This is a genomic window from Gilliamella sp. App4-10 (assembly GCF_001690495.1).
Lineage (GTDB): Bacteria > Pseudomonadota > Gammaproteobacteria > Enterobacterales > Orbaceae > Gilliamella > Gilliamella apicola_G.
In genome coordinates this window covers 35,333-57,444 of record NZ_LZGS01000018.1, presented here as the reverse complement: position 1 = coordinate 57,444, position 22,112 = coordinate 35,333, and the positions used below count along the sequence as shown (strand labels likewise).

At 35.0% G+C, this 22,112-nt stretch carries 18 protein-coding genes; 12 read left to right on the top strand and 6 right to left on the bottom strand.

Annotation, left to right across the window (positions count from 1 at the left end; all coding sequences use genetic code 11):
- Nucleotides 1–127 precede the first annotated feature (127 nt).
- On the bottom strand, nucleotides 128–622 hold the full coding sequence (gene eco / locus A9G23_RS02995) for a serine protease inhibitor ecotin (RefSeq protein ID WP_065586209.1): 495 nt from the start codon (nucleotides 620–622) through the stop codon (nucleotides 128–130).
- Between the two features lie 110 nt (nucleotides 623–732).
- Between eco and ydiK the strand changes: the two genes are divergently transcribed.
- Together ydiK and pssA are read left to right on the top strand one after the other, a co-directional pair.
- Complete coding sequence (gene ydiK, locus A9G23_RS02990) at nucleotides 733–1,785, top strand: AI-2E family transporter YdiK (protein ID WP_065586208.1); 1,053 nt, start codon at nucleotides 733–735, stop codon at nucleotides 1,783–1,785.
- Nucleotides 1,786–1,996: 211 nt separating this feature from the next.
- Nucleotides 1,997–3,352, top strand: coding sequence for a CDP-diacylglycerol--serine O-phosphatidyltransferase (gene pssA, locus A9G23_RS02985; protein WP_065586207.1), 1,356 nt, complete (start codon nucleotides 1,997–1,999; stop codon nucleotides 3,350–3,352).
- Between the two features lie 386 nt (nucleotides 3,353–3,738).
- On the opposite strand, the gene guaB is transcribed toward pssA, so the two are convergent.
- The 3 genes from guaB to ubiG form a co-directional block, all read right to left on the bottom strand.
- Nucleotides 3,739–5,199, bottom strand: coding sequence for an IMP dehydrogenase (guaB, locus tag A9G23_RS02980; protein ID WP_065586206.1), 1,461 nt, complete (start codon nucleotides 5,197–5,199; stop codon nucleotides 3,739–3,741).
- 213 nt (nucleotides 5,200–5,412) lie between these two features.
- Nucleotides 5,413–6,753 (bottom strand): gluconate transporter, encoded by a 1,341-nt coding sequence (gene gntT, locus A9G23_RS02975; RefSeq protein WP_442899761.1) that lies wholly within the window; start codon nucleotides 6,751–6,753, stop codon nucleotides 5,413–5,415.
- Between the two features lie 94 nt (nucleotides 6,754–6,847).
- Nucleotides 6,848–7,558 carry a bifunctional 2-polyprenyl-6-hydroxyphenol methylase/3-demethylubiquinol 3-O-methyltransferase UbiG gene (gene ubiG / locus A9G23_RS02970; RefSeq protein ID WP_065586204.1) on the bottom strand — a complete coding sequence of 237 codons (711 nt, stop codon included), beginning with the start codon at nucleotides 7,556–7,558 and terminating at the stop codon, nucleotides 6,848–6,850.
- A gap of 364 nt (nucleotides 7,559–7,922) precedes the next feature.
- Between ubiG and A9G23_RS02965 the strand changes: the two genes are divergently transcribed.
- The 10 genes from A9G23_RS02965 to A9G23_RS02925 all read left to right on the top strand — a co-directional run bounded on the left by A9G23_RS02965 (nucleotide 7,923) and on the right by A9G23_RS02925 (nucleotide 19,884).
- Entirely contained in the window at nucleotides 7,923–9,284 is a 1,362-nt protein-coding gene (locus A9G23_RS02965) for a sodium-dependent transporter (RefSeq protein WP_218058767.1), read from the top strand.
- A gap of 390 nt (nucleotides 9,285–9,674) precedes the next feature.
- Nucleotides 9,675–9,926, top strand: coding sequence for an NYN domain-containing protein (locus A9G23_RS11830; protein ID WP_442899744.1), 252 nt, complete (start codon nucleotides 9,675–9,677; stop codon nucleotides 9,924–9,926).
- Between the two features lie 21 nt (nucleotides 9,927–9,947).
- Complete coding sequence (locus A9G23_RS11825) at nucleotides 9,948–10,190, top strand: OST-HTH/LOTUS domain-containing protein (RefSeq protein WP_218058765.1); 243 nt, start codon at nucleotides 9,948–9,950, stop codon at nucleotides 10,188–10,190.
- Between the two features lie 361 nt (nucleotides 10,191–10,551).
- Nucleotides 10,552–12,426, top strand: a complete 1,875-nt coding sequence (gene htpG, locus A9G23_RS02955; protein ID WP_065586203.1) for a molecular chaperone HtpG — start codon at nucleotides 10,552–10,554, stop codon at nucleotides 12,424–12,426.
- Nucleotides 12,427–12,609: 183 nt separating this feature from the next.
- A complete protein-coding gene (gene licT / locus A9G23_RS02950) occupies nucleotides 12,610–13,452 on the top strand; it encodes a BglG family transcription antiterminator LicT (RefSeq protein WP_065586202.1) in 843 nt (280 codons plus the stop codon).
- A 188-nt stretch (nucleotides 13,453–13,640) separates the two neighbouring features.
- Complete coding sequence (locus tag A9G23_RS02945) at nucleotides 13,641–15,536, top strand: beta-glucoside-specific PTS transporter subunit IIABC (RefSeq protein WP_065586201.1); 1,896 nt, start codon at nucleotides 13,641–13,643, stop codon at nucleotides 15,534–15,536.
- A gap of 3 nt (nucleotides 15,537–15,539) precedes the next feature.
- Nucleotides 15,540–16,931 (top strand): glycoside hydrolase family 1 protein, encoded by a 1,392-nt coding sequence (locus tag A9G23_RS02940; protein WP_065586200.1) that lies wholly within the window; start codon nucleotides 15,540–15,542, stop codon nucleotides 16,929–16,931.
- 178 nt (nucleotides 16,932–17,109) lie between these two features.
- A complete protein-coding gene (locus A9G23_RS02935; protein ID WP_065586199.1) occupies nucleotides 17,110–18,438 on the top strand; it encodes an OprD family outer membrane porin in 1,329 nt (442 codons plus the stop codon).
- 13 nt (nucleotides 18,439–18,451) lie between these two features.
- On the top strand, nucleotides 18,452–19,216 hold the full coding sequence (locus A9G23_RS02930; RefSeq protein WP_065586198.1) for a histidine phosphatase family protein: 765 nt from the start codon (nucleotides 18,452–18,454) through the stop codon (nucleotides 19,214–19,216).
- A 140-nt stretch (nucleotides 19,217–19,356) separates the two neighbouring features.
- The gene (locus A9G23_RS02925) at nucleotides 19,357–19,884 is read left to right on the top strand and encodes a methylated-DNA--[protein]-cysteine S-methyltransferase (protein WP_065586197.1); all 528 of its coding nucleotides are present in this window, start codon (nucleotides 19,357–19,359) and stop codon (nucleotides 19,882–19,884) included.
- Nucleotides 19,885–19,949: 65 nt separating this feature from the next.
- On the opposite strand, the gene A9G23_RS02920 is transcribed toward A9G23_RS02925, so the two are convergent.
- Nucleotides 19,950–20,858 (bottom strand): lysine exporter LysO family protein, encoded by a 909-nt coding sequence (locus A9G23_RS02920; RefSeq protein ID WP_065586196.1) that lies wholly within the window; start codon nucleotides 20,856–20,858, stop codon nucleotides 19,950–19,952.
- Nucleotides 20,859–20,937: 79 nt separating this feature from the next.
- Nucleotides 20,938–21,882 carry a VirK/YbjX family protein gene (locus A9G23_RS02915; RefSeq protein ID WP_065586195.1) on the bottom strand — a complete coding sequence of 315 codons (945 nt, stop codon included), beginning with the start codon at nucleotides 21,880–21,882 and terminating at the stop codon, nucleotides 20,938–20,940.
- Between the last annotated feature and the right edge of the window lie 230 nt (nucleotides 21,883–22,112).

Below are 22,112 nucleotides of genomic sequence, written 5' to 3'. Positions count from 1 at the left end.
ATAAAATACCTTTTTTTTAAAAGATGTCTACTTAAAAAATCAAATATTGGAAGTTTCAGTATTGAGTGGTTAAACTTTAACCACCCAAGAGATAGTTGCCACTCAATTAACAATTAATGAACGTATATTATTCGGCTATGGCTTGCATGATTTTAGATTTTGGTTGCCAAACACGATATTTAACTTGCAAATCGTTTGGCACGTAAAAAACTAATGGCAAACTACTATTATAGTTAAATAACCCTAAATTATGGTTAATTGTCACAAATTGATTTTTATTTTTACCTTCAGGACAAGCCATTAATGTTGAAATATTACCAATAGTCTTTTCAACGACATAGTAAGAGTATCCCCAACCTTTAAGCTCTTCTTGCTTAACAACACCACCTAAATTTTGTAAATTGCAATCAACATTCATCTCTTTACCAATAATCACTTCGACTTTTGCATTGTTTTCGTTTGCAATAGTTGGCAAATGAATAGCATAACGCGTAAAACCAACTTCAGCGTTTGGAAATGGTGCCGTATCATTAGCATTTTGAGTAACAGGTTTCATTTTCGGTGAATTAGCACACGCCGTTAACGCCACACCTAATAATGCCAATAACAGTAATTTTTTCATTTGAAATCTCCATTAAAATAATTAATCATAAGCACTATCGCACCATCGTATTAATTTTCAGTGATAATGCGTATAATAACGCTATCTAGATTAATAAATATGGTGCCAAAATGCCAGTAGAAAAAAACACTACAGATTTACTTAAGCTTATTTTAAACCTGTTAATTATTGGGTTGCTAATCATTATTACCTATCGTGTTGTTGAAGTTTTCTTATTTGGATTCTTCTGGGCGGTAATGGTGGTGATTGCCACTTGGCCATTAATGATAAAAATTCAACAAAAGATGTTTAACAAACGCTGGTTGTCAGTACTGGTAATGGCACTAATATTAGCGTTTGTTTGTATTATACCTTTTATATTAATTATTAGTTCGGTAGCACAAAATGGTCATCACCTTATTGAATGGGCAAAAACACTATCACATCAAAAGCTACCAACGCTTGAGTGGCTTGACAGCCTACCAGCTTTTGGCCCCGAACTACACCAAAAATGGTTAAATCTGATTCAAACTGATGGTTCTGATTTAGTTTCGAGCATACAACCTTATATTGGCACCATGATAGGCTGGCTACTTGCCCAAGCTACCAACATTGGCATATTCATTTTTCATGCTGGAGTGATGATTATTTTTAGTCTACTCTTATTTTTAAAAGGCGAAAATATCACCAAGTACGTCTACTTATTAGCCAACCGATTATCAAAACAATACGGCGCAATCACCGTTACATTAGCAGGGCAATCCATTCGCGCAGTGGCACTTGGTGTTGTGGTTACCGCCATCACCTTAGCTTTAATAGGAGGGGTAAGTTTTATATTAACCAATATGCCACTACCGGGGGTGTTAACTTTAATCTTATTTATTTGCTGTGTGGCACAAATTGGCCCAGTGGTTGTTATGCTAGGATCTAGCTTTTGGCAATTTTGGACAAGCAACACCATTGCTGGTATCGTATTAATTATTGTTGCAATCATCTTAACAACTTTAGATAGTGTAATGCGAGCTTACTTAATAAAAAAAGGCGCCAACTTACCGTTTCTACTCATCTTATTTGGCGTAATTGGTGGTTTACTGGGTTTTGGTATAATGGGATTATTTATTGGTCCAGTAGTGCTAGCATTAACTTATAAAATAATTCAAACATGGGTTGATGAACAATCTTAAACCATTTATCATCATAGATAATAAAGCATAAACAAGTTGCTAGAGGCGTAAGCGGCGGAATATGACTTAATTAAATAGCACACTTAACGCTAAAGCAACTTAGTCAAAATGCACATAATTTAAAAGGAGTGTTATTTTTCTGGCTTTACTTATGTTACATTAGAAGAACAAAATTTTAAAGTAACTTGCCAGTTATAATGATAAATAAATCATGAGAATACCATTTATAAAATATAATCATCAAAAGCATCTTGATGAATTAGCCAAAATTCAGCAAGATGCCGAACAATACCATATCTGCTATGATCCTAAAGCGTACCGACTGGCTTTAATTGAAAGTATAAAAAAAGCCCAGCACCGTATTTATATTGTTGCGCTCTATTTGGAGCAAGACGAAGCAGGTCAAGAAATTCTTAATGAACTGTATCAAATAAAACAACAACGTCCAAATTTAGATATCAAAATATTTGTTGATTGGCACCGTGCACAGCGAGGACGAATTGGGGAAGACAAAGCCCATACCAATGCCAATTATTATTACCAACTAAGACAGCAACACCCCAACATTGATATTCCCATTTATGGCGTTCCAGTTAATCGCCGTGAAGTGCTTGGCGTATTACATCTTAAAGGATTTATTATTGATGACACTGTCATTTACAGCGGTGCCAGCATTAATAATGTTTATTTACACAAACATGATAAATATCGTTACGACCGTTACCACTTTATCACTAACAGGTTATTAGCTGATAGCATGGTGCAGTTTATTCACGACCACTTTTTATCATATCAAGCTCTCCAACTGCTTAATACCGGCACAAACAAAACACGTAAACAAATCAAATCCGAAATAAAAATCCTACGCCAGCATTTAATGGATGCCAGCTATCAATACAGTGCCAATACCAACAACCAAACTTTATCGGTTGCGCCAATTATGGGACTTGGACGCAATAACGCATTAAATAAAATTATTCATAACCTAATTAACGTAACAGAACAAAAAGTCACTTTTTGCACACCTTACTTTAATTTGCCGAGCATTTTAGTGCGCGATATTATTCGCCTACTACGCAAGGGACGCCAAGTCGAACTTATTATTGGCGACAAAGAAGCTAACGACTTTTATATTCCACCAGACCAACCTTTTAATATATCAGGTGGACTACCCTATTTATACGAAATCAACTTAAGAAGCTTTATTGAGCGCTTGCAATCCTTTATAGATAAAGAACAACTCATCATACGCTTGTGGAAGGACGGACAGCAAACCTATCACCTTAAAGGCATCTGGGTAGATAATAAATGGGTACTTATAACTGGTAACAACCTAAACCCACGGGCATGGCGACTTGACCTTGAAAACGGTATACTAATACACGACCCAAAACAAGAATTAAGTAACAAATTCAACCAAGAACTTAATACTATTCGCCAAAAAACCACTTTGGTTACGCACTTTCAACAAATCCAAGCGAGCCAATTTTATCCAAGCCAAGTCCATAAATTAATAAAACGACTTAGTCGAATAAAAGTGGATAGAATTATTAAGCGGTTGCTATAAAAGTACCCTACTTTTCGGGTTACTGAATATACATAGCCACGTCAAGCATTAATATTTGGCGTGGCTATGTTTCAACTAATGGGCATCAAAAAGAGCCAATAGGGTGTCTCAGACTCCATTCCTAAGCTATGCTTCGGATATCAGGGGATTTTGCAAAAAAATCTCTGAATTCGGCAGGATAATTGTAGCTATTTTTACATCAAAAGCTCAAGCATTCAAACCTTACCCACCTAAAATAAGATTTGACCATCATAAAAAATTAGAGTGTTTTCTATAAAAAGTGTTCAGGAAAGCAATTGATTTTATTTGTTTTTATTCTTTTTTATGAAAAATAAAAATTCCTGAAAGAGAAGATCAAAAAAGGGAAAATTCCCCCTTTTTTAAGCTCATGCTCTATAATTAGGTGGCTCTTTGGTAATTAGTACATCATGTACATGACTTTCTTTCATTCCTGCACCAGTAATACGATAAAATTTGGATTTAGTTCTTAATTCATCAATTGTTGCGCAGCCAGTTAATCCCATGCAAGATCTTAATCCCCCCATCTGCTGGTGAACAATCTCTTTTAATGGTCCTTTATAGGCAATGCGCCCTTCTATACCTTCTGGTACAAGTTTGTCGGCAGCATTGTCAGTTTGGAAGTAGCGATCAGAAGATCCTTTTGCCATTGCGCCAAGCGATCCCATTCCGCGATATGATTTATACGCTCTACCTTGGAATAGCTCAATTTCGCCTGGGGCTTCTTCCGTACCGGCAAACATTGATCCAACCATCACACAAGAAGCACCTGCTGCGATAGCTTTGGCGATGTCACCTGAATAGCGAATTCCACCATCTGCAATAACAGGGATATTGTGTTTTTGTGCCACTTCAACAGCGTCCATAATAGCACTAATTTGCGGTACACCAACGCCAGTAACAATGCGTGTTGTACAAATTGAACCGGGACCAATCCCCACTTTAACAGCGCTAACGCCTGCATCAATAAGGGCTTTAGCGCCTTCACTGGTAGCTACATTACCGCCAATGATTTGTAAATCAGGATAAGCATTTCTTGCTTGGCCAATACGTTCAAGCACACCTTGCGAATGGCCGTGTGATGAATCAATTAATAATACATCAACACCCGCTTCAACTAATGCAGCAATGCGTTCTTCGTTCCCTGCTGCTGCGCCAACAGCGGCACCCACGCGCAAGCGCCCTTTTTCGTCTTTACAAGCATTAGGCTTTTGTTCCGCTTTATTGTAATCTTTAACGGTGATCATGCCTTTTAGGTGGAATCGAGCATCAACAACGAGCACTTTTTCAACACGGTGTTCATGCATTTTTTGCAGCACGATTTCACGTTGTTCACCTTCATTTACAGTCACTAACCGTTCTTTTGGTGTCATCACAGCGGTAACAGGTAAAGATAGGTCAGTTGCAAATCGGATATCGCGTGCGGTAATAATACCAACTAGTTCTTGAGTTTCAGTCACAACCGGAAAACCAGCAAAGCCATATTCTTTAGCTAGATCGGTAACTTGTTGTAGGGTTGCGGTTGGTAAGACTGATACAGGATCTTGTACAATGCCGCTTTCGTGCTTTTTAACTCGTCTTACATGGTTGGCTTGGCTTTCAATTGACATATTTTTGTGAATAAAACCAATGCCACCCTCTTGCGCTAGCGCGATGGCTAATTCAGATTCGGTCACTGTATCCATTGCAGCTGAGAGCATTGGAATATTTAATTTAATTGTTTGGGTAAGTTGAGTACGAATATCAGCTGTGTTCGGTAATACCGTTGATTGAGCTGGGACTAATAACACGTCGTCAAACGTGAGAGCTTCTTTAACTATACGAGACATGACAATATTCACCACTGGTTGGATTGTTGATAAAATATTGCCGAGGAATTCTACTTACTTTTAACTCAAAAGGCTAGTGGAATTTATTTTTTTATTCGAATGAAAAGATAGCCAATAAAATGAATTCAGATTAAATAAAGATAGATTGAAAGAACCTCACCAATTAAATGAAAACTGATGAGGCAAAAATTAAGTACTGAAGTAGTAGTTCTATTAAATAAACATATTAATAACTAAACATCCTACTAATCCACAAACTGAAATCACTGTTTCTAATAATGACCATGATTTCATGGTTTCAGTAATACTTAAGTTGAAGTATTCTTTAAACAACCAAAAGCCAGGATCATTTACGTGTGAAAACACAACACTACCGGCACCTGTTGCAATCACCATAAGTTCAGGGCTTACCCCTGTTGAAGCAATTAAAGGGAACACGATGCCACCTGCTGTCAATGCGGCCACAGTTGCAGAACCAAGCGCTAAACGCAGCAATGCAGCAATTAACCACGCCATGACAATCGGCGATACATTCGACGAATGCATCATCTGTTCAATGTAAACCTTGACACCACTATCGACAAGTACTTGCTTAAATGCACCACCACCACCAATAATTAATAGCATCATAGAGATAATTTTGATTGAATCAACCAAAGTTGAATTAACTTCAGCCATGGAACGACCGCGTAAAATCCCAAAGGTAAATACTGCGACTAACACTGAAATTAAAGTTGCAATGACTGGATCGCCCAAAAATTCTACATAAGGTAATACTGGATGTCCTTTATCTAAAGTCATATCGCAAACTGCACGAATCGACATTAAAATAACAGGAATTAAGGCAGTAAAGACACTCACAGCAAAGCTAGGCATTTGATCATCAGTGAATTTTTTAGAGTTATATAAACCTTCTTCAATTGGATGATTAATTACACGAATAAATGGTAATTTTGTTAATACAGGTCCGGCTAAAATTACCGTCGGAATGCCAATGATAGTACCATAGAGTAAGGTTCGCCCCATATCGGCTTTAAAAATTTCGGCAATTGCGGTTGGGCCTGGATGTGGAGGTAAAAATCCATGAGTGACAGATAAAGCGGCAGCCATAGGAATACCAATATATAATGGTGATATTCGTAACGTGGCAGCGATGGTTAAGACTAATGGTAATAATAAAACAAAGCCTACCTCATAAAAAAGTGCAAAACCAACAATAAAACCTGTAAGTGTAACAGCCCATTGAATTTTTTTATCACCAAATGTTTCAATAAGCGTTGTTGCGATACGTTGCGCTCCACCACAATCGGCTAATAGTTTTCCTAACATTGCCCCAAAGCCCATAATTAAGGCTAAACTACCGAGTGTGCCGCCTACCCCATTTTTAATTGACTTTACGACATCCATAACCGGCATACCTTCCATTACACCAACACTGAGTGCAACTAAAATAAGAGCAATAAAGCCATTGACGCGAAGCGGTAACATCAAAATAAGTAGCAATGCTACACCAATAGCAATTATTATTAACGGCATAAATAATCCCTCTAAAATAAAATAATCCGTGTTATCGGTAACATGCAAAATTATAGAAGATTTAAAAAAAAATACTGGGAAAAATATCTAAATTGAGAATTTGATCACATTTTTAGAATAAATCTGATTTTTGTGCCATTAATATATAATTTACATCTACATTTGAACTTAATTTAAATTGATTTTTAAATAAATGATATTCCATACCAACAATAGCCTGCACGTCCAATTTTGCTTGCTCAACCCAAACCATCAATTCTGACGGACGAATAAAGCGATTAAAGTCGTGCGTGCCTTTAGGCACTAGCCGTGCAATATATTCTGCTCCATAAATTAATAGCAATTTGGCCTTATGATTGCGGTTAATAGTCGATAAAAATAGTTTTCCACCAGGTTTTAACAATTTTGCGCAAGCTTGTATGACAGAAAACGGATCAGGCACATGTTCTAATAACTCCATGCAAGTAATAACATCATATTGGGATGGATGTTGTTGTGCATGATCTTCAACCGTTTGTTTTTGATAATCAATCGAAAGACCATTTTGCGAGGCATGTATTTTGGCAATGGCAAGCGATTCATCAGCAAGATCAATAGCGGTAACATTCGCTCCTAATTTTGCTAGACTTTCAGACAAAATACCACCACCACAGCCAACATCAAGCACGGTTTTGTTAGTCAATGATCCGCATTTTTGTTTTACATAATCCACACGTAGTGGATTAATTATGTGTAATGGTTTGCATTTGCCATTTGGATTCCACCAATCGGCGGCAAGTCGTGAAAATTTGTCGATTTCATTTTGGTCGATATTTTGTGACATAGAAACTCTTTAATATCAATAAAAGCTGAAAGCAACTATATGCTATGTGCTTGTAATTATCAATAAATAGCTCTAATAATTCTTTTCTGCTTTTAAAAATGGCATATCAAACAAGATTAGCCGTTTAATTATTTTTCTTTTGGGTATATTAAAAATATTTAATATGCTCAGAAATTAATACAATTGTCTTAAAAATGAATATAGTTTATTACTACTCGCTAAATTTTTATACAGACATAACTAATAACCTAATGAAATCTTGTTTATAGCCTTATTTCATGGCATGATTAAAAATTCACTTATAAAAGGCACACTTTTTTCACAACGCTAAATTAAACTAATTGAGATTAAAGGAAAAATATTAATGAGTACTGATACTATGAAAAAAAGTCACTCACAATGGAGCTCGCGCATGGGTTTTATGCTTGCCGCAGCCGGGTCTGCTGTTGGTTTGGGTAACATTTGGAAATTCCCATATATGGCCGGTGAAATGGGCGGCTCTGCGTTTGTGCTTACCTATTTACTTTTTATGTTTGTTATTGGCTTGCCAATTTTAGTTTTAGAATGGTTAATTGGTCGTCGTGGGCAAAAAAATCCAATTCATACTATGGAGGATGTAGCTGTTTCTGAAGGTCGTTCTAAATCATGGCGTTGGGTAGGTATCATTGGCGTAGTGGGTTCATTTTTAATTCTGTCATTTTATAGTGTTATTGGTGGTTGGGCGACAGATTACATTGTTTTAGCCGCACAAGGTACTTTCGAAGGTGCTCATGGTGAAGTTACAGGCCAAATTTTTGATAACTTTCTTGGTAACGTAAGCCATTTATTAACTTGGCACACCGTATTTATGTTTGCCACCGCATCTATCGTTGCTATGGGGGTGGGAGCCGGTTTAGAACGGGCCTGTAAAATTATGATGCCTGGTCTAGGGGTATTACTATTAGCATTAGTTGGGTATGCTGCCTATGTGAGTGGGCCATCTTTTGGTGAAGCCTTTAAATTCTTATTCACTCCAAATTGGTCTGCAATTAATGGCACTGCCGTATTAGCGGCATTAGGTCATGCGTTCTTTAGCCTATCTTTAGGTATGGGTATTATGATGGCGTATGGTTCATACCTTGGTAAAGATGTTAATCTATTATCTACTGCGCGCACTGTGGTCATCTTAGATGTCATCGTAGCAATGCTATCAGGCATGGCAATATTTCCTCTCGTGTTTGCTAATGGTTTACAACCTGGTGAAGGTCCTGGTCTTATTTTTGTTACTTTACCTATTGCCTTTGGTAATATGGCTGGTGGTACTGTTTTAGGTGTTTTATTCTTTATATTCCTAACTTTTGCGGCGCTAACCTCTTCAATTTCATTACTTGAGCCAACCGTTGAATTATTAGAAGAAAAAACACCATTGGGTAGAAAATCAGCTACTATTTTAAGTAGTTTAGTTATTTGGGCTTTAGGTATTGCTTGTTTATTAGCATTTAATGAATGGGCTGAAGTCAAACTATTTGGTAAAAATATTTTTGATTTACTTGATTACCTGACTAGTAAAATCATGTTACCACTTACAGGATTAGGTACTGTGGTATTTGGTGCTTGGATGATGAATCAAAAGCTAATTCGCCAAGAGCTAAACTTAAGCTCGGTCTGGTTTAGCATTTGGACTATATTAACTCGTTACATTGTTCCTGTTGCGGTTATCATAATTTTGGTTTACGGTTTTGTATAAAAGACCATTACAAATTTATTTTTCACAAAAAAGCCTTGAACTATCAAGGCTTTTTTTTAAATTTAAAACAATCATCATAAGGTAATGGCTATGTGTATTACTTTGCATTTATAACAATAACTAGAATATACATATAAATTTTATAGGAAAAATAACTAAAATGAGTAAATTGCCCCAAAATTAGTTGTGCTTATTGATACGAACAATATATCTTCTGATATTATAGGATCTTTACCTGATGAAATAGCCAAATATAGAGTCATTAGTGTTAAACGCATATAGGGTCATGGGAGCTCATCTAAATGATAATAAATGGAAAGAACAATTATTACCTCATTCCATTACATCAACTCAACCGTTTGCTTACACAAAAGGAAACAATGCTAGGATATAGCTATTGTCATTGATGCTATGGATTTACTATATAGCAATCTCTTTAATATTTTTTGTATTGTCTCTAGTGACAGCGATTTTACTAGACTTGCTTCTTGCATAAGAGAAAATAGTATCGCTGTTTATGATTTTGGATTGAATAAGATCCCTGAATCATTAATAAAAGCTTGTAATAAATATATTTATCTTGAAAATTTAATTAAAATTGAAAAAACTAAACTTCAAATATATCTGGACGTAAAGCTCTAGAGGAATGAAAAATATGTCTAGTTGATTTATTTTATTAAAAATTCAGTTAAAAAAGAAAATGACCTTGGTTGGGCATCACTAAGGCAAATTGGTAGCTATATTAAGAAAACTAAACCTAATTTTAATGTTAAAAATCATGGCTACACTAAGCTATTAAACCTAATAAAAACTATTAATTTATTGAAAATTAAATTATCAAAACATACAACAAATGTCAGAGTACACCCGAATACAAAAATATCATCGTTACGAATTAAACTTTGACAAATAAAACTGACTCTTATTTAAACCTAACATGACAAGTGCTAGTTTTTATAGGTGACAGCTAGGTTAAATTTAGTACAGCGATTTATTCCTATATCCATTTTTGCTAAAGTGATGGGGTCATAATTCAATTTTTACCAAAAGTTATGCGATAAAATTCATTTCTGTATCCCTTGAAATTCATTTTTTTATTCCCATATAACAATACATCAATTAATCAAACCATTAAGCTATTTATGCTTAATTAATGTTAAAGATAATTTTACAAAGCGTCACCTAAACAAAAAGGTCAAATTTAAATATCGCTTATTTTATCTTTTATGTTACTTGAGCTAATTAATTATATTTGAGGTACTAATCAATGAGCAAAGCAGGCACTGAAACTCGTGGATTTCAATCCGAAGTTAAACAAATTCTACATTTAATGATTCACTCTTTATATTCAAATAAAGAAATTTTTTTAAGAGAGCTTATTTCTAACGCATCTGATGCCGCCGACAAACTTCGTTTTAAAGCTCTTGAAAATCCAGATCTATATGCTGGTGATGGTGAACTTGGTGTGCGTATTTCTACCAATAAAGAAGCCGGTACTTTAACGATTGCCGATAACGGTATTGGTATGACGCGTGATGAAGTGATTGAAAACTTAGGTACTATTGCGAAATCTGGTACTAAGGCGTTTTTAGAATCTATTGGTAGCGATCAAGCCAAAGACAGCCAATTAATTGGTCAGTTTGGCGTAGGTTTTTATTCTGCTTTTATTGTTGCCGATAAAGTCACTGTTAGAACACGCGCAGCCACTGCAAAAGCTGACGAAGCGGTTATGTGGGAATCATCAGGTGAAGGCGAGTATACAATATCGGACGATAATAAAGAAACTCGCGGTACCGAAATCATTTTACACTTAAAAGAAGACGAAAAAGAGTTTTTAGACGATTGGCGCTTGCGTTCTATTATCAGCAAATATTCTGATCACATTTCACTTCCTGTTGAAGTGCAAACCACTGACGAAGAAAGCAAAGAAGTTAAATGGGAAAAAGTCAACAAAGCCCAAGCACTGTGGACGCGTAGCAAATCTGAAGTGACCGACGAGGAATATAAAGAATTTTATAAACACCTGTCACACGATTTTGCTGATCCACTAAGTTGGAGCCATAATCGTGTGGAAGGTAAGCAAGAATATACCAGCTTACTTTATATCCCAGCAAAAGCACCTTGGGATATGTGGAATCGCGATAATAAACATGGCTTAAAATTGTATGTGCAACGCGTATTTATTATGGATGATGCGGAACAATTTATGCCAAACTATTTACGTTTTGTAAAAGGCCTGATTGATTCAAATGATCTGCCATTAAATGTATCGCGTGAAATTTTGCAAGATAACAAAATTACCCAAAACTTGCGTAATGCGTGTACTAAACGTGTGTTACAAATGCTAGAAAAACTTGCCAAAGACGACAAAGAACAATATCAACAGTTTTGGAGTGAGTTTGGTTTAGTATTAAAAGAAGGTACCGGCGAAGACTTTGCTAACCGTGAAACGATTGCTAAATTACTTCGTTTTGCATCAACCCATACTGATAGCGATGCACAAACTGTGTCACTAGAGGATTACATTAGCCGTATGCAAGAAGGTCAAGAAAAGATCTACTTTATTACCGCTGACAGCTATGGTGCCGCTAAAAATAGTCCTCATCTTGAGCTATTCCGTAAAAAAGGCATTGAAGTCTTATTGTTGTCCGATCGTGTTGATGAATGGATGATGAGTAACTTAACTGAATTTGATAGCAAACAATTCCAATCTATTAGTAAATCAGACGAATCAATCGAAAAATTAGCTGATCAAGATAGTGAAGAGCAAAAACAAGTCGAAAAAGAACTTGAACCATTTATTGAACGTGTTAAAACCGTATTAGGCGATAAAGTGAAAGAAGTGAAATTAACCCATCGCTTAACCGACACACCAGCAATTGTCACCACTGCCGCTGACGAAATGAGCACGCAAATGGCTAAATTGTTTGCAGCAGCAGGTCAGAAAGCGCCGGAAATCAAATACACGTTTGAAATAAATCCAGATCATAAATTGGTTAAACGTATTGCCGATACGCAAGATGAAAGCGCATTTAACGATTGGGTTGAATTATTGCTTGATCAAGCTTTACTTGCTGAAAAAGGCTCGCTTAGCGATCCAAGTAAATTTATTCAAACCATGAATAAACTATTAGCGCAATAATAAGAAAATATTGACTAACTAGCCTCGATAAGTTAACTCTATCGGGGCTTTTTTATACTTGTAAAAAAAGGCCAACTATATTTTTTCAAATAGTATGATGTTTATCACACTTTTTTATTTTTTTGCTTCCGATTTTTTTATGCCGATTCATAATAAATAAACATAAGGAATTGATTATACCCAATGAAAGTTTATAAAATATTAAACAATAATGTTATTGTCACACTTGATGCCAAAGGCAATGAATTAATCGTCACCGGTCGTGGAATTGGATTTAAAAAACGTGAAGGCGATTTAATCGATCCTAGTCTCATAGAAAAGCAGTTTTCACTAGATAATAAAGAAACTTTCCCAAAGTTTGAAGAATTACTTTCAAAAATTCCCTTTGAAGTGTTAACTACATCCGAAGTTATCATTAATCATGCTAAACAGTGTATAGATGGCAGATTGCAAGACAGCATTTATATTTCACTGACTGATCATATCCATTTTGCCATTGAGCGCCATAAACAAGGATTTGATATACCCAATGGCTTTTTATGGGAAATTAAAAAGTTTTATCCTAAAGAGTTTCAGATCGGTTTATATGCGCTAGCAATAATAAAAGATCGATTATCAGTTGAATTACCTGAAGATGAAGCCGGTTTTATTACTTTTCATATCATCAATGCACAATTAAATGACACAATGCCCAATATTGTCAACTTGACTAAAATCATGCGCGAAATCCTCAATATTGTAAAATATCATTTTAACTTTGAATATGATGAAAACTGTCTATCTTATCAGCGCTTTGTTACCCATTTAAAATTTTTTGCGCATCGTATATCAAATCAACAATTCCAACCACATCAAGATACCTCTCTATATGAAATCATCCGTCAAAAATACGCGCAATCTTATTTATGTACTAAACAAATAGATTTACATTTGATACAGCAATATCAACATCCACTTTCTGATGACGAAAGTCTTTATTTAACCATTCATATTGAACGGTTACGCACTGAATTGAAAAAACAATAATGTGATATAAGTCACGATTTAATCATTACGATTAAACAATCTATACTCACTTTTCTTAAATCATGCTAATCTTAGCAAATCATTTTTGGATTGTTATTGCATAGTGAAATAACTAGCTATGCGAGCAAAACCTAAATTCCTTAAATTAAAGGGATTTAGGTTTTTTTTTGCATTAGAAAGGATAAGGTATGAAAAACAAACAACTTGCCGAATCAATTATTCAACATGTTGGGGGAAAGGACAATGTTATCAGCTTAGTGCATTGTGCGACTCGCTTAAGGTTTGTGTTAAAAGATGATAATAAAGCTGATGCAGATACATTAAAAAAACAGGTTGGTGTAATTACTGTTGTACAAAGTGGAGGACAATTTCAGGTCGTTATCGGTAATAATGTTGCAGATATTTTTAGCGATATCATGCAATTAACCAATCTTAATGAAAATCCTAGCTCAGAGACCAAGTCAGGCAAAAAATCAGGCGTGCTATCTAAATTGATTGATTTAGTTTCAGGTATTTTTATTCCTGCGCTAGCTATTCTTGTTGCAGGAGGAATTTTAAAAGGCTTAATATCTCTGTTACAAATACTTAATATCATTGCCCCTGAAACACCAACTTATAACTTCCTATTTGCCATTGCCGATGCACCATTTTATTACCTCCCTATTATTTTAGGTTTTTCTGCCGTGAAAAAATTCGGTGGCAATCCTTATGTTGGAATGGCTCTCGGTGGAGCTTTAGTTCACCCCAATATAGTCGGTATGATGAAAGGAGCTCTAGAATTACAAACTGAATTCTTCTCTATTCCAATTAATCTTATTCCCTATGCTTCATCTGTATTCCCAATTATTTTGGCAAGTTGGTTCTATTCACTATTAGAACGAAACTTTAATAAAATATTGCATGATTCGTTTAAAAAATTTATTTCTCCATTACTTGGCATCTTAATTACGGTACCTTTAACGTTTACGGTCATAGGTCCTATAGTATCAATTTTGAGTGATGCAGTTGCCTCGGGCATTATCTATATCTACCAACTTAATTCCGTTATTGCCTCAATGATTTTAGCCGCTGTTTGGCAAATCATGGTGATCTTTGGCGTTCATTGGGGATTAGTGCCATTTGCCATGAACAACATAGCGCTTTACCAAGAAGATTTCATGTTGCCAATTCTGTTCCCTGCAGTCTTTGCTCAAACTGGTGCAGCATTAGCTGTCATGTTACGATCTAAAGATAAACAATTTAAAGGGTTAGCAAGTTCTTCGGTATTGTCTGGCATTTTTGGCGTGACTGAGCCTGCAATCTATGGGGTCAATTTGCCATTAAAAAGACCATTTGTGATTGGTTGTTTATCTGCCGCTATTGGCGGTGCTATTGTTGGTTGTTATCACTCTGTAGCCTATTCATTTGGCTTTATTAGTATATTTGCATTTTTACAATTAATCCCACCAGAAGGTATAGATGAAAGATTTTATGCTGTTGTCGTTGCTTCAATTCTATCATTTACCATTGCGTCATTAGCCACTTACTTTTTTGGTATAGCTAAAGATAAATCGAAAACTAATGAAAGCGATAATTTATCGCCTAATAATATAGATAATGAAAACATTGAGAAGCAAAATAATACTACGATTTACAGCCCAATGACTGGAAAAGTCATTGCATTAAGTGAGGTTAACGATCCCACATTTGCCAGTGAATTAATGGGTAAAGGTACAGCTATCATTCCTACAATTGGACAAGTTGTAGCGCCTGATGATGGTGAGGTCGTGTCACTATTTAGAACCAAGCACGCAATTGGTTTGCAAACTGACTCCGGAGCCGAAATATTGATCCATATTGGTATCGATACCGTTAAATTAGACGGTCAATATTTCCAGGCTCATATCAAAGCAGGTAACAAAGTAAAAAAAGGCGATTTATTAGTTAGTTTTGATATAGAAGCAATTAAGCAGGCTGGTTTTGAAGTGACCACGCCAATCATTATTACAAACAGTGATAACTATCAAGACATACTACCTATATTCAAACAAGATAATATTCAAAGTGGAGAGGCTTTATTAGCGTTATCCCAAAATAAGGAGTAAAACATGCCAACAAAATTTCCTAGTAATTTTCTTTGGGGCGGTGCTATTGCCGCCAATCAAGTTGAAGGGGCTTACCGTACAGATGGTAAAGGTTTATCTACATCAGATTGTACACCAAATGGTTTATTTGGTGACATCATTAATCGAAACGAAACCAATATTACAAGCATAAAAGATAACGCTATCGATTTTTATCATCGTTACCCAGAAGATATTGCCCTATTTGCTGAAATGGGTTTTACCTGTTTACGAACATCAATTGCTTGGACACGTATATTCCCGAATGGCGACGAAGAACATCCTAATGAAGCGGGGCTAGCCTTTTATGATAAATTATTTGATGAAATGGCAAAGCACAACATCACGCCATTAGTCACTTTATCACATTATGAAATGCCCTATTATCTGGTCACTCAATATGGCGGTTGGGGCAATCGTAAAGTAATTGAATTCTTTACTCGTTATGCTAAAACCGTTTTTGCACGTTATAAAGATAAAGTTAAATATTGGTTAACCTTCAATGAAATCAACATGTCATTACATGAACCTTTTACGGGTGTAGGCTTGGATAGAAACAGCACTAAGCAGCAAATCTACCAAGCTATCCATCATCAATTGGTTGCTAGTAGCCGAGCGGTTAAACTTTGTCATCAAATGATTGCTGATGCCAAAATTGGGAATATGCTATTAGGTGCAGTGGCTTACCCGCTTACCCCAAAACCGGAAGATGTTTGGGCAACTCATCAAGAAAATCATGGTTGGCTATTTTTTGGTGATGTGCAAGTTCGTGGTCATTACCCAACTTATATGAATCGCTTTTTTAAAGAAAATAATATTAAGCTTGAGATCACCGAACAAGATAAACAAGATCTAAAAGAAACCGTCGATTTTGTTTCATTTAGCTATTACATGAGCTGTTGTGCAACATCCGATGAGTCTCAGAAAACCAAAGGTAATATTTTAGATATGGTACCTAATCCTTATCTTAAATCATCCGAATGGGGGTGGCAGATCGATCCAACTGGGATTCGTTATCTCCTTAATTTACTTTATGAACGTTATCAAAAACCACTATTTATTGTTGAAAATGGCTTGGGTGCCAAAGATAAATTAGAAGCAGACGGCACTATCAATGATGATTATCGAATTAACTATATGAATGATCATTTAGTACAAATTCGTGAGGCTATTAATGATGGCGTTGAAGTCATGGGCTATACCAGTTGGGGGCCAATAGACCTTATCAGTGCATCAAAAGCCGAAGTGACTAAACGTTATGGCTTTATCTATGTTGATTTAAACCAAGATGGTACAGGTACGTTAAATCGCCTCAAAAAGAAAAGCTTTTATTGGTATCAGTCCGTGATTTCATCAAAAGGTGAAAATTTAAAATAGTAAGATAACTTAGGGGGATTATGCTTAGCAACTTCCCCCTTTATTTCATTCAAAATAAACAGATCAACATAGAAGCAGATACCAGTAAAAAGAGAACAATATAAAAAAATAATTGAATCAATTTAATAATTAAAATCGTTTTGCTATATACAAACAGGAATAGGTTAAGAAAATAACAATGAAAATCAAATATCTCACAATGATGCTACTGGGGATATCGAGCTCTTCGGCATCGGCAAATGAACTAACGAATAATTCACTCTTCGATAATCTATTTTTTAAAAATTCTAAGTTTGAATTTTCTACTCGTAATCATTGGAAGTATTTAAAAGAAAATGCAGCCCAACAAAAAGAGGTACACAGCGCTTGGGGGCAAGTATTCACTTTGGATTATAAATCAGGCTTCTTATTCAACACTATTGGTTTTGATGTCACATATGATAATGTAATAAAATTAGGTGCTAGTGATTATTTTGCAACACGTAATTTACTTTATAATGATGGTAAAAGTTATAACAAACATTATGCCCATGGTTTTAATAAAATGACCCAACGTTATGCAAAAATTAAATTTGACAATAATGCCATTCATTTCAACGGTAAAATTGGCTGGCATAGTTTGAAAAATTTTGGAATAATAAGTTCATCTAAACACCTTACTCGCAATAGTTATCTGGGTTATAGCGGAATTCTAAAATATGATAATATTTACTTATCGTTAGCTTATATAGATAGCACATTACCTCGAGAATCCGCCAGAAAAGTACATTTTTTAACCAAAGATAGTAAAAAAGTCATTAATAATATTTCAACAGTTGAAATCGCTTATAAAGATAAAGATCTTACTTTAGATTATTCTTATGGTGTTGCCAAAGACTATCTAAGACGCCATGTTATTGAATTATCCTATAAACCAATGCAAAAGTTGATTTTAGGCGGGCAATTCTACGGTAGTTATGCGCTTGATAATTATGATTCTATGAAGCAAAACAAAAAAGAGTTTGAAAATCATGCGTGGCATTATGCAACTGATATAGAATGGAAAGAAAAAGATTGGAGTGTTAAAATCGGATTAGCTTACACTGATGCTAATAAACACAATGCAATTGGGCATTATAATCGGCATTTAGGCAAAAATACACGGGCTCGTTTTAATGGTTTGGCTGCTGCAGGTGCAGACTATTTACGCGATGGTGAACTAGTGCTAACCACTGTAATGAGCTATGATTTTGTTAAAGATAATAGCACAGGCTTATATATGAATTATGGTCAATTTAACTACAAACATAATACATTGAAAAATGGCGAAATAAACGTTTTCGATATATGGAGACCAACTAGTAGTGCATTTAAAAATCTTTCTATTTTATCAAAGGTTGGTTATGGATGGTCTTATAAAACATTAAGTACCTCAGACCTTACGCCAAAACTTAGACACGGAAAATATCAACGTTCACCTTCACTTTCAGCAGAAACCGTTATTGATTACAAATTTAACTTATTATAAAGAGGACAGAAAAATGAAAAAATTTATTATACTAACCAGCTCGTTAATTATTTCAATATTAAGTGTATCGCAAGCTTTTGCTGATGATATTTATCTTTATGTGGCTCGACATGGTAAAACCATGTTTAATAATGTTCATCGTGCACAAGGGTGGTCAGATACGCCTTTAACAAAACCTGGTGTTGAAGTGGCCGAGCAATTAGGTCAAGGTTTAAAAGATGTTAAATTTATTTCGGCTTATTCTAGTGATTTAGGTAGAGCACGCCAAACAGCTCGCATTGTTTTAGAAACCAAAGGCGATCAAGTTCAAATTAATGAAATGGAAGGATTGCGTGAAGTCTGTTTTGGCGATTTTGAAGGCGATCTTGACCCTAATATGTGGAATCCTGCAGCCCAACACTTAGGTTATGCATCAGATAAAGATCTAATGGCAGATATGGCAAAAGGTAAAGTTACCCTAAAAAAAATGATAGATGCTATTGCTGCAGTTGAAAAATCTGGTGAGGCTGAAAACTATAATAAAGTAAAAACACGCATGCAGTCTTCATTAAAAACCATTGCCGAATCAGCCAAAGCACAAGGCGGTGGTAATGTTTTAGTGGTATCACACGGTATGGCAATTACAGCTATGGTTGAAGAATGGCTAGATAAACCAATTACGGCAGGATTAGGCAACGCCAGTATCACTAAAATTCGTTACACCGACGACGGTAAATTTGTTGTTGAAAGCCTTGGCGACATGAGCTACGTCGAAAAAGGTAAAAATCAAGCTAAATGATTTTAAACATATGGCTCGTCAATGAGCCATATTCCTTTTTATCGTTCATGTACAATATTGATAGATAAATTTGTCGTATTTATCACTATAAAAAAGCATCATGTATCATCATTTTTTATAGAAAATTATAAAAGGTCAATATGTTTTATTTATGTAATTATTCATCTCCCATGGGATTAATTACCTTGGTTAGCCAACAAAATAAGCTAGTTAGTGCATGGATTGAAGGGCAAAAATATTTTGGCAATATAGTCAGTGCACAAAAAGAAGAAAAACCTAATTTGCCTATTTTTAATTCTACAAAAAAATGGCTTGATGATTATTTTTTAGAAAAGAAACCAAATCTATATCAGCTAGAGCTTGCGCCAAACGGTACACCTTTTCGACATTTAGTATGGAAAATCTTATGTGAAATCCCATATGGTAAGGTCACAACTTATGGCGATATCGCAAAACAGATTGCACTAAAAACAGACAAACCACGCATGTCTAATCAAGCAGTGGGTGGTGCTGTTGGTCATAATCCAATATCAATTATCATTCCTTGCCATCGGGTCATTGGTGCTAACGGCAATTTAACGGGTTACGCTGGGGGGATTGATAAAAAAATCCAACTGCTACAACACGAAGGCGTCGACACTACGCCTTTTTTTGTTCCTAAAAAATGAGCGTGTATAAAACATAACCTAAAAAATAAAAAACTTCAGGTAGAATATTGATTTTATGTGATTTTTTAAAACACACTATAATTAAGCAAGGTAATAAATATAGGCATAAGGAGAGTCAATAAAAAACCTTGGGCAATAGCTGCAGGAACAATGGTTATCCCTCCTCCTTTTTGTAGCATTGGTAGTGTAAAGTCCATTGATGTTGCACCACACAATCCTAATGTTGTGAATTTAAAACGCTTAATCAATGTAGGAATTAAAATAATTGCGCACAATTCTCGTAACATATCATTTAAAAATGTAGCACTACCAATAATTGGCCCGTGCGCTTCTGTCATTAAAATACCTGACAATGAATACCAGCCAAAGCCAGATGACATGGCAAGACCAACGCGAACAGGCAAGTTTAAAATAAATGAAGCAACGATCCCGCCCAATAAAACGCTCATTACAACCAATATGGATGTCGTCATCCCAACTTTATTGAGTAAAATTTGCTTAATCGAAATATTATTACTACGTAATTGAATTCCGACTAAAAATAATAAAAAAACTAGGATAATTTGAGTTACATTTTCAGCATATTGCCAAATAAATAATGGTAATAATCCACAAATAAACCCAACAATTAATGCAATACACACACGTAATGATTCAAGAATCATCTTAAAATGTGACGTATAAGTTTGATTTAAATTTTCACTTTTGGAGGTGGAAAAAAAATCCAACATCATTAAAACAACAAAATTCCCGCCGAACGTGCAAATAAAAAGAACAATTGCATAGCATAAAATAACTTGCAAATTAGTGGTTAAATTATCCAACTGTGCAAGTTCGGCTCCCATAATGAACAAAATAAGATATATCATCCAACTCAAAATTAGATTAATTTTTGTTAGCCAATTACTATTTTTTATTTTAATTAAATAACCTATACAAAGCGGCACTAGCGCAATAAGAATGCCAAAATACATATTTTATTCCTTAACTATCCATTCATTAATTTTTAAATTATTGAATCAAGTATACGTTTTAATCTATTAATGCTAATAATTATGTTAATGATGCTAAATTTTGTTCAATATTAAATTGAAGCTGATCCAATAAAGCATAGCGGTTACGGTATTCTGAACGTTTTTTACTGGCAATTTCTTCAATTGTTTTTCGATTAATTTGGTTTGGTAGTATAAATAAACCATTGGTATCTGGTTTTCCATCAAGGGTTAACCAAAAATCGTCATAATCAGACAACACTCGTTCTTGACGGCTATTGTAACGCCAATTGTTATAGATATGTGTTTTATTACCTACAGCAACAATTTGCGTTAATTGATAGTAACGTGCAACGGTTAATGCAGCTTCAACTGCAACACGTTTAGGGAATAGCCCATAACAGGCTTTAGTTGCTTTTTGTACACGAGTACGTGCGTCATCGTGACCTGTACCTTGTAAACCAGCAATAAAGAGCGTTGGCTTACCTTGATATTCAACAATTGAAAACGTTAAAGTGGTTAAATCAATCCCATCACTATCATAAAAATAAAGGCTTACTTCGCCTTCTCTGGCAAATTTGTTACGAGCTTGAACCGCAATTTGGATATTTGTTTCATTTTTAACAATAACATTAGCCAAAACAAACGGCGAATCTGGATTATAAAAAGCTTTGGTTACGCTGTCGGGTTGTTTTGCTAAAAAGTCATAATGATAGGCTAATGCAGCATAGCGTACTTTTTGGCTTAAACAAGATGCTAAATAAGGTCGCTGTAATTTGCATGGTAAATTAGTTTGGCACGAAAGATAATAACCAAGTAATGGGTATTGTCTTAATTTATTAAGCCATTTTAGAGTAATTGGGCTTAAGAATAAGGTTCTTAAAAAAAACTTATAACGATAGGTCGGGTTAAGCCATAATTCATTTAGTGGTAATTTACCAGCATAGAGCCAGTTAAAGAGTTGCCATTTACTTTTTGGCCGAGACATATTCGTAATATTATTCATAAGTAGAACTTTAAATCGAGTTAGTTATTTTATCTATTATAGAGTGGCTAAATTAATCAATATGCATTATTTATTAATAAGCCATAAAAAAATCAAACATTAAGAGTACAACACAACCTTATTCGGCGCAACTATTCCTACATCAAGTAATGTTTAAATTATATGAAAATAAAAAAACGGTGAACTAGTCACCGTTTTTTTAAGTGATAATTATAGTTTATAAAAAACTA

Excerpts from the sequence above, each read along its gene's own strand:
- htpG (WP_065586203.1), top strand. The coding sequence starts at position 10,552 with ATGAGCAAAGCAGGCACTGAAACTCGTGGATTTCAATCCGAAGTTAAA.
- eco (WP_065586209.1), bottom strand. The coding sequence starts at position 622 with ATGAAAAAATTACTGTTATTGGCATTATTAGGTGTGGCGTTAACGGCG.
- A9G23_RS02920 (WP_065586196.1), bottom strand. The coding sequence starts at position 20,858 with ATGTATTTTGGCATTCTTATTGCGCTAGTGCCGCTTTGTATAGGTTAT.
- A9G23_RS02940 (WP_065586200.1), top strand. The coding sequence starts at position 15,540 with ATGCCAACAAAATTTCCTAGTAATTTTCTTTGGGGCGGTGCTATTGCC.
- pssA (WP_065586207.1), top strand. The coding sequence starts at position 1,997 with ATGAGAATACCATTTATAAAATATAATCATCAAAAGCATCTTGATGAA.
- ubiG (WP_065586204.1), bottom strand. The coding sequence starts at position 7,558 with ATGTCACAAAATATCGACCAAAATGAAATCGACAAATTTTCACGACTT.
- A9G23_RS02935 (WP_065586199.1), top strand. The coding sequence starts at position 17,110 with ATGAAAATCAAATATCTCACAATGATGCTACTGGGGATATCGAGCTCT.
- A9G23_RS02930 (WP_065586198.1), top strand. The coding sequence starts at position 18,452 with ATGAAAAAATTTATTATACTAACCAGCTCGTTAATTATTTCAATATTA.
- guaB (WP_065586206.1), bottom strand. The coding sequence starts at position 5,199 with ATGTCTCGTATAGTTAAAGAAGCTCTCACGTTTGACGACGTGTTATTA.
- A9G23_RS02925 (WP_065586197.1), top strand. The coding sequence starts at position 19,357 with ATGTTTTATTTATGTAATTATTCATCTCCCATGGGATTAATTACCTTG.
- ydiK (WP_065586208.1), top strand. The coding sequence starts at position 733 with ATGCCAGTAGAAAAAAACACTACAGATTTACTTAAGCTTATTTTAAAC.
- A9G23_RS02945 (WP_065586201.1), top strand. The coding sequence starts at position 13,641 with ATGAAAAACAAACAACTTGCCGAATCAATTATTCAACATGTTGGGGGA.
- licT (WP_065586202.1), top strand. The coding sequence starts at position 12,610 with ATGAAAGTTTATAAAATATTAAACAATAATGTTATTGTCACACTTGAT.
- A9G23_RS02965 (WP_218058767.1), top strand. The coding sequence starts at position 7,923 with ATGAGTACTGATACTATGAAAAAAAGTCACTCACAATGGAGCTCGCGC.
- A9G23_RS02915 (WP_065586195.1), bottom strand. The coding sequence starts at position 21,882 with ATGAATAATATTACGAATATGTCTCGGCCAAAAAGTAAATGGCAACTC.